10 protein-coding genes are annotated in these 12,610 nt (G+C 68.1%); 4 read left to right on the top strand and 6 right to left on the bottom strand.

Features of this window, described 5'->3' with window-relative positions:
* The first annotated feature begins 546 nt into the window (after positions 1–546).
* The 4 genes from CFB47_RS41355 to CFB47_RS30930 all read left to right on the top strand — a co-directional run bounded on the left by CFB47_RS41355 (position 547) and on the right by CFB47_RS30930 (position 3,668).
* A complete protein-coding gene (locus CFB47_RS41355; RefSeq protein ID WP_218829432.1) occupies positions 547–1,527 on the top strand; it encodes a hypothetical protein in 981 nt (326 codons plus the stop codon).
* Between the two features lie 111 nt (positions 1,528–1,638).
* Positions 1,639–2,247 (top strand): hypothetical protein, encoded by a 609-nt coding sequence (locus tag CFB47_RS41865; RefSeq protein WP_256946777.1) that lies wholly within the window; start codon positions 1,639–1,641, stop codon positions 2,245–2,247.
* Positions 2,248–2,250: 3 nt separating this feature from the next.
* On the top strand, positions 2,251–2,943 hold the full coding sequence (locus CFB47_RS30935) for a C39 family peptidase (RefSeq protein ID WP_089463302.1): 693 nt from the start codon (positions 2,251–2,253) through the stop codon (positions 2,941–2,943).
* Positions 2,944–2,951: 8 nt separating this feature from the next.
* Positions 2,952–3,668 (top strand): hypothetical protein, encoded by a 717-nt coding sequence (locus CFB47_RS30930; protein WP_143330883.1) that lies wholly within the window; start codon positions 2,952–2,954, stop codon positions 3,666–3,668.
* Between the two features lie 105 nt (positions 3,669–3,773).
* Here the strand turns inward: CFB47_RS30930 and CFB47_RS30925 are convergent, their stop codons facing one another.
* From CFB47_RS30925 to CFB47_RS30900, 6 genes are all read right to left on the bottom strand, one after another.
* Positions 3,774–5,138, bottom strand: a complete 1,365-nt coding sequence (locus CFB47_RS30925) for an acetate kinase (RefSeq protein ID WP_089443497.1) — start codon at positions 5,136–5,138, stop codon at positions 3,774–3,776.
* A 277-nt stretch (positions 5,139–5,415) separates the two neighbouring features.
* The gene (locus CFB47_RS30920) at positions 5,416–7,083 is read right to left on the bottom strand and encodes a GMC family oxidoreductase (RefSeq protein WP_089463300.1); all 1,668 of its coding nucleotides are present in this window, start codon (positions 7,081–7,083) and stop codon (positions 5,416–5,418) included.
* Positions 7,084–7,098: 15 nt separating this feature from the next.
* Positions 7,099–8,316, bottom strand: coding sequence for a mandelate racemase/muconate lactonizing enzyme family protein (locus CFB47_RS30915; protein ID WP_089457462.1), 1,218 nt, complete (start codon positions 8,314–8,316; stop codon positions 7,099–7,101).
* On the bottom strand, positions 8,313–9,644 hold the full coding sequence (locus CFB47_RS30910) for a nitrate/nitrite transporter (protein WP_179259002.1): 1,332 nt from the start codon (positions 9,642–9,644) through the stop codon (positions 8,313–8,315). Before CFB47_RS30910 ends, CFB47_RS30915 begins: the two co-directional genes overlap by 4 nt.
* A gap of 132 nt (positions 9,645–9,776) precedes the next feature.
* Complete coding sequence (aldA, locus tag CFB47_RS30905; RefSeq protein WP_089463298.1) at positions 9,777–11,201, bottom strand: aldehyde dehydrogenase; 1,425 nt, start codon at positions 11,199–11,201, stop codon at positions 9,777–9,779.
* Positions 11,202–11,524: 323 nt separating this feature from the next.
* Entirely contained in the window at positions 11,525–12,463 is a 939-nt protein-coding gene (locus CFB47_RS30900; RefSeq protein WP_027782159.1) for a LysR substrate-binding domain-containing protein, read from the bottom strand.
* Positions 12,464–12,610: the final 147 nt, after the last annotated feature.

Raw genomic sequence — 12,610 nt, 5'->3', positions numbered from 1 at the left:
GGCGCATTTGCCGTGCCCGCGCCGGCTAGATCGGCAAGCCCTTGAATGCAAACGGGAAAGGCATCTCCGCGTCGCGGACGCCGCGGTATCGTGCCGCTCCGCACGTTTCAGCGTTGAAACATGAGTGGCGTGCCGGCGTCGCGCGGGGCTGGCCATGTCGCGTGAAAAATCCCACGGTCTCTTGGTATTCGGGCCGCTTGGCGGCGTGGCATCGCCGATGCGTGTTGTCGTCCGGATTGGTGCGGTCGGCCAAGCCGTTCCTCGTTACTTCAGGAGGATTTCATGCGTAAGACTTTATTGGCGTCCGCTGCGCTTCTCGCCTTGGGATGCAGCGGCTACGCGATGGCGAATCCATGCAGCAGCAATGCCAGTTCGACGTGCAGCCAGAAAGCGGATGACGGATCGAACACGCTCAGCAATTCGGTCAGCTCAAGCCAGACCAGCACCACCGGGTCCAATGCAAATGAAGTCTCGCCTGGCGCGAGCGTCTATCAGGATTCCTACAACAGTACCAAGATCGTCGCGATCAGCAAACTCGACGGGTACGTGAGCAATGTCCAGGTCTGGGGCATTGGCAACAACGCGACCAATTCGGGCAGCGCGGCCGGCGGAAGCGGTGGCAAGGGCGGCAACGGCTACGGCTACGGCGGCGCGGGCGGTAACGGCGGCGGCGGCGGCGCGGGCGGCGGCGGCGGGAAAGGCGGCAGCGCGCATAACGGCAGCGCCACGGCAGGCAACGCCAGCAACGGCAGCGCGACGGCCGGCACCGGCAACGGCGGTGGCGGCGGAACCGGCGGTTCACCTGACGCCAGCGGCGGGGCCGGCGGCAAGGCCACGGCGAGCGGCGGCTATGGCTCCGGCAAGGGCGGCGGCGCCATCGCGGCTTCGGTCGGCGTAGGCGGCTCCGGCACGGGTGCCGGCACCGGCTGGGGCGGCGGCACCGGTGCGGCCGATGCCGGTTCCGCGTGGGCCAAGAATCATGGCAGCGGAAGCGCGTCCGCATCGGCCGGCAGCGGTACCGGCACGGGCACGGGCACCGGCAGCGGTTCGGGTAGCGGCACGGGCGGCGCAGGGTCGGCGGGTACGTCGACGGCTTCGGGCGGATCGGGCTCGGGTACCGGCGGCAGCGGTGCGGCCGCGGGCGGCACCGGCGGCGCGGCGACGGCCACGGCGGGCAACGGCGGAGCCGGCGGCGCGGGCACGGGCGGCGGCGCGACGAACGGTGGCGCGACGACGACGGCCAGCAACGGCAGCGCGACCGCGGGTAGCGGCGCGGTGGGCGCGATGGGCGGCGCGGGCGGCGCAGGCGGCGCGGGCAACGGCGGCGTCGGTAACGGCGCGGTCGGCGGCGCGGGTGGCGCAGGCGGAGCCAATACGGTCAACGCGGGGACATTCAACATGTCCAACGCAATGGCGAGCGTCGGCCAGACCGCGGCGGGCATCATGGTCGCCAACCAGAACAGCGGCATGGCGTCGCTCGTTCAGCAGGCCGTGACCGTGCAGGCCAACCTGTCGGTCGGACGTTAGAACGGCCGGTTGGTCCCGGCGAGCCGGATGCGTCGACGCGGGCGCGGGCGACCCCGCGGCTCGCGTTCCATCGCCAAGGGACTGGCGCGCCGGCAAGGGCGGGATGGCCGAATGGCCGTCTCGCTCTCGTCGGCGCAGGCCGGGCCGATTTCCGTCGATCGACGATCACGCGGATTCCGCTCCCCGTGCGCCCGGTTCGTGCCGGCTCGCGCGGGGATCAAGGAGACAGCCATGCGAATCCGAACGGCACTTTCGCAGGTGATATTGCCCGCAGCGCTGCTGCCGGGTATGACGGCCCATGTTATGGCTGATGAGGCGCGAACCGTCGCGGTGGAGTCATCTGCCGGCGTTGTGCCAGGCGCGCCCCCTTCCCCACCCGCCGCACGCGCCGATCAAGCTGATCCGGCCGCGACCGTCTCCCCCCCGGCGACGGCGACACCCTCCGCGACGGGCGCCGCGACCGCGCAAGCGGCCGGCTTCGGCGTCGCGATGACGCCCGACCAGCTCGACGAGCATCGGGGCGGCGATGCGCTGATCGGCCAGAATTATCTGACCGGCGCGGTGGCCGACAACGTCGCGAACCGGGTGTCGACCGGCTCGAATGCGATCACCGACGGCTCCTTCGCCAATGCGAGCGGCCTGCCGACGGTCATCCAGAATACCGGCGCGAACGTGCTGATCCAGAACGCGACGGTGCTCAACGTGCGCTTCGGGAATTGAGCGATGAGACAGGTTGCCGCCACGTGCATCGTGGCGCTCGCGTACGCGCTATCCGGCCCGGTTGCATCGGCGGACGAGATGACGATCGTCGATCCGGCGGGCGCCGGTTATGCGATGCACGTCACGAGTCTCAAGGAAGCGCGGTTCAAGCGCACCGTCAAGCAGCAGTTCGATTTCAGCTGCGGGTCGGCCGCCGTCGCGACGCTGCTGACTTATCAGTATGACTATCCGATGACCGAGCAGACCGCCTTCGCCCAGATGTGGGAGAACGGCAATCAGGAGAAGATTCGCCAGCAGGGCTTCTCGCTGCTCGACATCCGGCGTTTTCTCGACGCGCACGGCTTCGTCGCGGATGGCTTCGAGTTGCCGTTGCAGACGCTTACGAAGACGCACACGCCGGCGATCGTGTTGATCACCGAGCACGGCTATCACCATTTCGTGGTCGTGAAGGGGCTGCGTGACGGGCGTGTGCTCGTCGGCGATCCGGCCACCGGCACGCGGCCGATGTCGCTGGCGAGTTTCGAGCAGAAGTGGGAAGACCATGTGATTTTCGTGATCCACAACCGGCCCGAGCGGGCGGTGTTCAACGATCCGCGGGACTGGCGCGTTGCGCCGAGCGCGCCGCTCTACACCGGCATTGCCCACGACGGCCTGTACAACGTCGTGATGCCGAAGCACGGCCCGAGCGACTTTTGAGGATCGTCATGAGATCCGAGACCAGGAGGATCGCCGGCATCGCCGCGATGGTGTGCGGCGGGGCGACGTGCATGAGTGCGGCGGCGATGCAGGACGGCGCGCCGACCGCGACGGTCGAGCCTGTCGCGCAGGCGAGCAGCGTCGTGTCGGCAGCCGCCGCGAACGCAGGCGTCGATACGGCGCCTGCGGAGTCGGCGGCCGGGGGCGCGCCGATCGAGCGTGCCGGGCCGCTCGCGATGGCGGAGTGCGCGGCCGGGCCGCCGGCCCCGGAACCGGAGTCGGGCGGCGCGCAGCAACGAAACTGGGCGGCAACCGGTGCGATCGCGCTCGGCGACGCGCGCCTCGATGCGATGCGCGGCGGCTTCGATATGCCCAGCGGCCTGAAGATTTCGTTCGGCGTGTCGCGTGTCGCATTCGTGAACGGCACGCTGGTGACGACGACCAGCTTCAACATCCCGGACATCAGTCATATCACCGCGCAACAGGCGCAGGCGCTGGCGGCCGCGAACGCGGGCGCGTTGATCCAGGTGGGCGCGGGCAACGCCGCGCAGCCCGCCGCGCTGCCGGCGCTGACCGGCGCGGTGATCCAGAACACGTTGAACAACCAGCAAATCCAGGCGCTGACGACGATCAACACGACCGTCAACACACTGGCGACGTTCAAGAACCTGAACGTGATGTCGACGCTGAACCATGCGCTGCTCGGCGCGTTGCCGGGACGATGAGGTGCGGCGAGCGGTCGATGATCGGCGGAGGGGCGGGTCATCGCACGCGGGTGCCGGCGTGCGTCGCGCGGGCCGCCGTCGGCGCGTGTCGGCGCATGTCGGCGATCAGAATGCAATCGGCACGCGCAGCGTCATGACCACGTCCGGCGTGTCGCGCGTGAGGCCCGCGCCGATCGAAAGATTCAGCGTGGTCTTCGGCGACAGCCGGTACGAGTAGCCGAGGAGCAGTGAACCGAGGATCACGCGTACCGAGCTTGGAATCGTCTGGCCGTTCTGTTTCGTGGGCAGCACGATGCTCTGGTCGTAGCCGAGGCTCACCGACGCTTTCTCGTTCAGCGCGAGGCCCATGCCGATGTTGAAACCCCAGATGTCGCCGGGTTGCAATTTTCCGATGAAATCCTTCTGCCCGTCGCGAATCGTGAGGCTCAGATTGTCGCGGCTGAAGCTGTGCAGATAGCTCAGGTTGCCGAAGAACACCACCGGGTCGGACGGAAAGAGCCAGGTGAGGCCCGGCTGGATCGCGTAGAAGCCCGAGCCCGTCGGCTGCTCGAGCGGCAGGCCGGTGCCGGTGGCATTGCCGACGCAGCGCGTGACGCAGTCGGTGACGACGTCGAACGGGCTCTTGCCGGTGGCGGTCTTGAAGCGCAGCCAGCCGATGTAATAGAACTTGTCGGGGCCGCCGGTATTGAACTGGTAGCGCAGCGTCATTTCGACGTCGCCGAGGCCCTTGCCGTGACTGTTGAACGCGTTGTCCTGGGCGGAACCGGTGAAGATCTCGCGACTGATCGTGTCGTTCGTCGAGTACACGTAGGGGACGCGGACTTCGACTTCCATCCGGTTGGTGATCCCGTAGCGCACCGCGACCGCGCCGGTCAGCGTGGTCGTCTTGACTTCCCGCACGTCGACCAGGCCGATCAGCAGCGCGGGGATGATCGTGTAGCCGACGAGTGCGACGCGGTTCGACGACGAATAGTTGAACTGGAACGACGGCTCGACGACGAACTTGTGCTTCGGCGTCAGCACGCCGGGCTGATCGAAGATCGGCGCGACGGGCGGCGGCGCGGTTTCCGCCACCGGCGCCTGGCCGATCGGCTGGCTCGGTGGCGCGGCGGACCCGGCCGCGGATGGCACGTTGTCTGCCGTGCCGGGTGCGCCGCCCGGGGCGCCGGTATCGGCCGGCGCCGCCGCGTCGCCGGAGCCGCCGGCCTCACCGGGGCCCGCACCGCGCCGGGCCGCGAGTTCCCGGTCGTCCAGCGCCCGGCTCAGGCGCGACAGATGGGCTTCTTCGTCGTTCAGTTTGCGCTTGAGCGCGTTCAGTTCCTGCAGATGACGATCGACTTCGTGGCGCAGTGCGGAAATGTTCTCCTCGGTCGACTGGGCGTCCAGCGACTGCGCCTGCGCCTGGGCCTGAAAGAGCAGCACGCTTGCATACGTGATGGCACGGATGCAGCGAAATGGCATGCGTTTCACGACGCGTCTCCCCCATCGGGCCTGCGGTTCCCCCTTGGGGCACACCGCCGGCAGGCCGGCGCGTGCGTTGCCCTGGATCGCTTCGCTTCGCGTCGCGCTACGCGTTTGCCGAACGCGCGTCACATCGCACGCGAGCCACCCGTTTCTCGGGGACTTTCGTCAAAACCGAATGCACGTTTCGAGCCTGTGCACACGGGTCGCGCGGCCTGTTCGTGGCAGTGTTTTCCCGTGTGCCGGCGGGCATTGTCCCGAGCGGACGAGGCAGGGGGGCGGCGCGTCAGTGCGGGACGGTTTCGCGGGTGTGCGCCGGCGCGCCGGCGGTTTCCGTGCGCAGCGCGTCCGCCAGGATCAGATCCGCGCCTTTCTCCGCGACCATCATCGTCGGCGCGTTGATGTTGCCCGACGTGATGTTCGGGAACACCGACGCATCGACGATCCGCAGCGCCTGCAGCCCGTGCACGCGCAGCGACGCATCGACCACCGACGTCGCCGCGTCGGGCCCCATCGCGCACGAGCCGCACAGGTGATAGATCGAACCCGACTGCTCGCGGAAGTACTGCAGCATCGCTGCGTCGGAATCGACCTGCGGCCCCGGCGAGATTTCCTCGACGGTCATCGACTTCAGCGCCGGAGCACGCATCAGCGCACGGATCACCTTGCTGCCCTGCACGGCTTCGTCGAGATCCTTCTGCGTGGTCAGCGCGTTGATGTGGATCTTCGCGGCATCTTCCGCGCGGTTCGACGCGATCTCGATCGTGCCGCGGCTCGTCGGCCGGCACGGGTTGAACGCGATCAGGAACCCCGAATAAGGCTCGGGCTTGATGCTCGCGCGGTCGCTCTTCGGGATCCGGTACGACAAAGGGTTGAAGTAGAGCTGGAGGTTCGGCTCCGGCGCATCGTCCGTGCCGCGGAAGAAGCCGCCGGCCTGGTTCACGCTCATCGCGAGCGGGCCGCGCTTCGTCAGCAGGTAGCGCAAGCCGATCTTCATCTTGCCGATGAGCGTGCCCATCTCGTCGTTCAGCGTCGGCCGGTTCGCCTTGAAGTAGAAGCTCACGCACAGGTGGTCCTGCAGGTTGCGGCCGACGGCCGGCAGCGCATGCACGAGCGGCACGCGCCGGCGCGCGAGCAGCGACGGATCGCCGACGCCCGACAGTTGCAGCAGCTTCGGCGTATCGACCGCGCCGGCCGCGAGGATCACCTCGCGCGCGGCGACGAGCGTTTCGTCGCCGTGTTCGCCCGCGACGACCACGCCGGTCGCGCGCGTGCCGTCGAACGTCACGCGCCGCACGAGCACGCCCGAGCGCAGCGTGAGGTTCGCGCGGCCCAGCGCGGGGCGCAGGTACGCGAAGCTGCTGGAGCAGCGCTCGCCGTTTTTCGTGTTCAGGTCGTAGATGCCCGCGCCTTCGAACCGCGCGCCGTTGAAATCGTCGGTGCGCGGCAGGTTCAGTTGCCCGCAGCCCTTCAGGAATTCGTGGACGATCGGGTGCACGTCGGCCTTCATCGACGTGATGTGGATCGGCCCGGTCGAGCCATGATGCTGCGGATCGGTCGCGCCGGCCGCGTGCGTTTCGAGCTTGCGGAAATACGGCAGCACGTCGTCGTACGCCCAGCCCGGGTTGCCGGCGTTCGCCCAGTCGTCGTAGTCGCTGCGCTGGCCGCGCACGTAGACCATCGCGTTGATCGAACCCGATCCGCCGACCACCTTGCCGCGCGGGCAGTACAGCTTGCGGTCGGCGAGCTGTGCCTCGGGCTCGCTGTAGTACATCCAGTTGTAGCGGCGGTTGTAGTAGGTCTTGGTGAAGCCGACCGGCACCTTGAACCAGAACGACGCGTCGCGCTCGCCCGCTTCGAGCAGCAGCACCGAGTGCCGGCCCGATTCGCTCAGGCGGTTCGCGAGGATGCAGCCGGCCGAGCCCGCGCCGACGATGATGTAGTCGTAGCTCATGTCTGTCCTTTGCGCTCAGCCCTTCGCGGGGGCGAGATCCTTCACGTCGACGGGGTGCTCGCCCATCTGCAGGTGCAGCCGTTCGCCGGTGTACGGTGTGTGGCGCTTCACGACGTCCATGTCGAGCTCGATGCCGAGGCCCGGTTCGTTCGACGGGACGATGTAGCCGTCTTCCCAGCGGATCGGCGTCTTCACGACCTCCGCGTGGAAACCGCCCCACGTCATGATGCTTTCCTGGATCAGGAAGTTCGGCGTGCAGGTCGCGAGCTGGATGCTCGCGGCCGCGCCCACCGGGCCGTTGTACAGGTGCGGCGCGATCTGCGCGTAGTGCACTTCGGCGAGCGTCGCGATCTTCTTCGCTTCGAGCAGGCCGCCCACGCGCGCGACGTTCAATTGCAGGATCGATGCGCCGCCCGCCTGCAGCAGCTTGTGGAATTCGTACTTGGTCGTCAGGCGCTCGCCGGTCGCGATCGGAATCGACGTGTGCTTCGCGACTTGCGCGATCGCTTCTTCCTGGCCGGGGGGGACCGGCTCCTCGAACCACAGCGGGTCGTACTTCTCGAGCCGCTTCGCGAGCCGGATCGCCGACGACGGCACCATCTGCCCGTGCGTGCCGAACAGCAGGTCGGCCTTGCTGCCGACGGCTTCGCGCACGCGGCGGCAGAACAGCTCGCAGCGGTCGAGTACCTCGAGCGACAGCTGGTGGCCCGAGTAAGCGGTGTACGGGCCGGCCGGATCGAACTTGACGGCCGTGAAGCCGAGCTTCACGTTCTCGGCCGCGCATTCGGCGGCGAGGTCGGGATCGTCGTAGTCGTATTCGCCCTTCGCGTTCTTCGGGTACAGGTACGTGTACGAGCGCAGCCGCTCGTGGATTTTCCCGCCGAGCAGTTCGTACACCGGCTTGCCGGCGGCCTTGCCGATGATGTCCCAGCATGCCATCTCGAGGCCGCTGACGACGCCCATCATCGTGAGATCGGGCCGCTGCGTGAAGCCGCTCGAATACGCTTGGCGGAACAGCCGCTCGACGTGATGCGGATCGCGGTTGAGCAGGTGGCGTTCGAACACGTCGTCGATGATCGGCGCCATCGCCTTCGGGCCGAACGTCGCCGAGTAGATCTCGCCGACGCCTTCGATGCCGTCGTCGGTCTTCAGCTTCACGAAGATCCAGTACATCCCGCCGACATGCGGCGGCGGCACGGCGACGATATGGGTTTCGAGCGAAACGATCTTCATGCGGACTCCTGGATGCGGTTGAGGCGGTACTTGAGGAAGGCGGCGGCACCCGCGCCGCAGAGCGCGATGGCCGCGATATAGCCGAAATAGAGCTGGTAGCCGTGCGCGCCCGGGTAGGTCTGCGTCACGTAGCCGTTGATCAGCGGCACGAACACGTCGGGCGAATAGCCGAGCACCGAGATCAGGCCGATCGCGAGGCCCGCGCAATGCGTCGGTACCTTGCAGTCGTCGAGCAGCGACCAGTACAGGCCGCGGACCGCGTAGGTGAGGATGCCGATGAACAGCACGAGCACGACGAGCATCGCCTGCGGGCTGTGTGCCGGTGCCGCGATCAGCCCGACGAGCGACAGCGCGGCGAGCACGAGCGCCCAGAACAGCACGGACACCTTCGATACGCGGTCGCCGAGGAAGCCGCCGCCAATGCCGCCGACGGGGCGCATCCACAGCTTGAGCGTCGTGATGAAGCCGGCCGCCGTCGCGCTGAGCCCGAAATTGCCTTCGTGCAGGTACGCGGAGAAGCTGTAGGTCGCCCAGAACACCTGGTAGCCGCAGAACACGATCGCGGCGACGAGCCACAGTTCGGGGATCGCCGCGAGCGTCTTCAGGTCGGTCAGCACGTTGCCCCGGGTGCGCTTCGCGGCCGCGGCACGGTCGCCCGTATTCGACGGATCCTTCACCAGCGCGAGCAACACGCCGAGCGCGATGCAGAAGAATGCGTACAGGTGGACGACGAGCTTGAAGCCGGCTGCGTCAGTGCCGCCGCGCGCCTGCGTCACATAGGCGAACAGCGTGATCGCGATCGTCGCGAGCAGTGCCTCGACGAGGCCGCGGCCGCCGTCGAGCAGGCCGAAGAAGCGGCCCTGTTCGTCGGGGCCCGCGATCATGTTCACGCGCTTGATCACGGCGGCCCAGAACGTGAGGCCGGTGGTCAGCCCCCAGCCGCCGAAGATCAGCACCAGCATGTCGAACGACGGCCCGGTCGCGTAGACGAGCCCGAGCGCGCCGGTGGCGAGCAGCGAGAAACAGATCAGCCAGCGCGGCGACAGGCGGTCGGCCAGCCAGCCGCTCGGCAAATAGCTGATCAGGAAAATCGTGCCGAGCGACGAATACAGGTAGCCGAGCTGCACGTCGTCGATACGGAAGAACTGCAGCATCGTCGGCTGGTACACCTGCCGCAGATACAGCATCGGGTAGATCGCGCCCGCGGCGATCACGACCAGCAGCAGTTGCACGTAGCGTTGCGCGCGGGAATGCTGCGACGCGTGGGCGTCGCGCGCTTTGTCCTGCAACGCGAGCGACGCGGCGGGTGTCGACGGTTGGGTCGGCATGATGTCTTCCTCCATCAGGCGTCCTTAAGGCGGACGCCTGCAGATTTTTTATGTTCTGGTTGGGTCAGGGGCGGCGCGCGCGGCGTGGTGTCCGGGTGCGCGCGCCGGAAACGGTGCGTTGGCGTGACGGCGTCAGTACTTCATGACGACGAGGCGCGTCTGCGTGAATTCGAGCATCCCGTGCTTGCCGTCGTCGCCGCCGAGGCCCGAGCGCTTCCAGCCGGCGTGGAAACCCTGGTACGGATCGGCCGGCGTGCGGTTCACGTACAGCTCGCCGGCTTCGATCGCGTTCGCGACGGTCATCGCGGTGCGGTAGCGCTCGGTGTAGAGCACCGACGACAGGCCGAACTGGTGGTCGTTCGCGAACCCGATCGCTTCGTCGATCGTCGTGTAGCGCAGCACGGGCATGATCGGGCCGAAGGTTTCCTCCTGCACGATCTCCATGTCCTGCCGGCAGTTCGTCAGCAGCGTGGCCGGGTAGAAGAAGCCGGGGCCGGCCGGAATCGCCCCGCCGGTTTCGAGCGTCGCGCCGGCCGCGATCGCGCGTTCGACCATCCCGTGGATGTGCGCGCGCGCCGATGCGCTGACGAGCGGGCCCATCCGCGACGCGTCTTCCGCACGGTCGCCGATGCGCACGGCCGCCATCTTCTCCTTCAGCAGCGCGACGAAGCGGTCGTGCACGCTGTCGTGCACGTACACGCGTTCGATCGCCGTGCAGAGCTGGCCGCAGTGCGTCGTCTTCGACGCGACGAGTGCGGCGGCCGCGCGTTCGAGGTCGGCGTCGGGCTCGATGATCGCGGGCGTCTTGCCGCCGAGTTCGAGCGACGGCTTCGCGATGTTCACCTTGCAGTAGTCGAGCACCTTGCGGCCTGCGTTCACGCTGCCGGTCAGCGTGATCATGCCGACGGCCGGATGCGTGCACAGCGCTTCGGCCGTCGCGTGATCCATCGTCAGGATGTTGACAACGCCCGGCGGGAAGCCGGCATCGTCGGCGGCTTTCGCGATCTCGAACGCGGACACCGGCGTGTGGTTGCTCGGCCGCACGACCACGGTGTTGCCGGCGATCAGCGCGGGCGCGACCTTGCGCAGCAGCGTGTAGACCGGGTAGTTGAACGGGATCAGGCACGCGACGACGCCGATCGGCTCGCGCTGCAGGAACAGGTTTTCGTCGGGCGTGTCGCTCGGGATGATCTCGCCCTCGATCCGGCGCGCCCACTCGGCGTGGTAGCGCGTGATCTGGCCCGCGTAGACGGCTTCGTTCGACGCGTCCTCGACGCTCTTGCCGGATTCCTGCGCGAGCGCCGCGCCGATCTCGGGCGCGCGTGCGGTCAGCGCGTCGGCGAAGCGGTGCAGGTAGGCGGCGCGCTCGGCGCTCGGCAGCGTGCGCCACGCCTTCTGCGCGGCGGCCGCGGCGTCGACGGCGGCGAGTGCCGCGGCCGGCGTGGCGGCCGGCACGCGCGCGAACGGCGCTTCGGTGGCGGGATTGTGGACGACGATGAACGTGTCGCTTTCCGGGGCGACGAAACGGCCGTTCACGTAATTGCGTTCGGTGCGCATGAAGTGACTCCTCCGATGAATGCAGGCGGATCGCTTCGAGTGGCGACACGCGTGGCACGGGATAGCGGCCATTCTGTTCATGCGTTTAGCGCACGACAAACGACTTATTTTCGCGTCGAACATGAGAAAAACGCACGTTACTCGGCGAATCGGCTGGAGTCGCCCGTCCGGCAAGGGTGTCGTGGCGTGGGCCTGGAGTGAAGCGGGCGGAGGGCTGTCGTATTTTCCGACTGGTCCGAGTGCGGACGGGCGTGGAAGCCGGTAAGGTGTCGCCCGCGGCGGTGGGTGGAGGGGCGGTTGGGGCCCTAGGGCGTGAACACGCCCTAGGCCAGCGGCACTTGCGGCAGCGGCGACGACGGTTCGAGATGGCGCTTCGCGAGCCACACTTCCTGCTGCAGCCAGTCGCGGAACTGGACGATGTGCGGCAGGTTCGTCTGCTCGGGCCGCGTGACGAACCAGTACGACTGGTGGCCGTCGACGTGCACGTTGAGCACCTGCATCAGTTGCCCGGCCGCGAGTTCGCGCGCGACCATGTGGCGGTCGGCGATCGTGATGCCGAGGCCGTCGATCGCCGCGCGGATCGCATGGTCGAGCAGGTCGAATTCGTAGCCGCCGCGCGTGTCGACGTCGGCGATGCCGGCTGCTTTCAGCCAGTGCTGCCAGGTCAGGTAGCGCTGGTCGTCAGTGGCGAGCACGTGCAGCAGCGTGAAGCGGTTCAGGTCGATCGGCGCGCCGTCCTGCCGCAGCCGCGCATACAGCGCGGGCGCGCAGACGGCGATATGCTGCTCCTGCATCAGCAGCGCGTTGTCGAAGCCGTCCCATTCGCCGTCGCCGAACCGGATCGCGCAGTCGAGCACGCGCGATTCGCCGAGGCTGTCGTGGATGCGGGTCGTGAGGCTCAGCTCGAATTCGGGATGCGCGTCGCGCAGCCGGCCGAGGCGCGGCATCAGCCAGCGCGCGGCGAAGGTGGGCGGCACGTTCGCGCGCAGGCGGTTCAGGTGGGTTTTCTCCTGCAGGCTGCGCACGGTCAGCTCGATCTTGTCGAACGACTGCTGCAGCGCGCGCAGCAGCACGCGGCCGGCCGCGGTCAGTTCGAGCTGGTGATGGCGGCGCTCGAGCAAGGTTTCGCCGAGCTGGCCCTCGAGCTGGCGAACCTGGCGGCTCACCGCGCTCTGCGTCACGTTGAGCAGTTCGGCCGCGCGCGTGAAGCTGCCGGTGCGGCCGGCCATCTCGAAGGCTTTCAGCGCATTCAGCGCCGGCATCTTGCGTCTCACGGGGCGGTGTCGTGTGGGGTGCGGGATGCTTATTGTAGGCGGGTGGCGCGGGCGCGGCGACGCTGAATGAGGGCGGCGGCGGGCGCGGGGTTTTATGGGATGGCGGCTGGCGTGCCTTGTCGCGACAAGGCTGCC

The organism is Burkholderia sp. AU27893 (assembly GCF_002223205.1).
Lineage (GTDB): Bacteria > Pseudomonadota > Gammaproteobacteria > Burkholderiales > Burkholderiaceae > Burkholderia.
The sequence above is the reverse complement of the archived record's forward strand: the minus strand, read 5'-3'. Positions and strand labels throughout refer to the sequence as shown.

What these genes read in the sequence shown, in the direction of transcription:
- CFB47_RS41865 (WP_256946777.1), top strand. Translation starts at nt 1,639, where the DNA reads ATGGCCGTCTCGCTCTCGTCGGCGCAGGCCGGGCCGATTTCCGTCGAT.
- CFB47_RS30935 (WP_089463302.1), top strand. Translation starts at nt 2,251, where the DNA reads ATGAGACAGGTTGCCGCCACGTGCATCGTGGCGCTCGCGTACGCGCTA.
- CFB47_RS30930 (WP_143330883.1), top strand. Translation starts at nt 2,952, where the DNA reads ATGAGATCCGAGACCAGGAGGATCGCCGGCATCGCCGCGATGGTGTGC.
- CFB47_RS30920 (WP_089463300.1), bottom strand. Translation starts at nt 7,083, where the DNA reads ATGAGCTACGACTACATCATCGTCGGCGCGGGCTCGGCCGGCTGCATC.
- CFB47_RS30915 (WP_089457462.1), bottom strand. Translation starts at nt 8,316, where the DNA reads ATGAAGATCGTTTCGCTCGAAACCCATATCGTCGCCGTGCCGCCGCCG.
- CFB47_RS30910 (WP_179259002.1), bottom strand. Translation starts at nt 9,644, where the DNA reads ATGCCGACCCAACCGTCGACACCCGCCGCGTCGCTCGCGTTGCAGGAC.
- aldA (WP_089463298.1), bottom strand. Translation starts at nt 11,201, where the DNA reads ATGCGCACCGAACGCAATTACGTGAACGGCCGTTTCGTCGCCCCGGAA.
- CFB47_RS30900 (WP_027782159.1), bottom strand. Translation starts at nt 12,463, where the DNA reads ATGCCGGCGCTGAATGCGCTGAAAGCCTTCGAGATGGCCGGCCGCACC.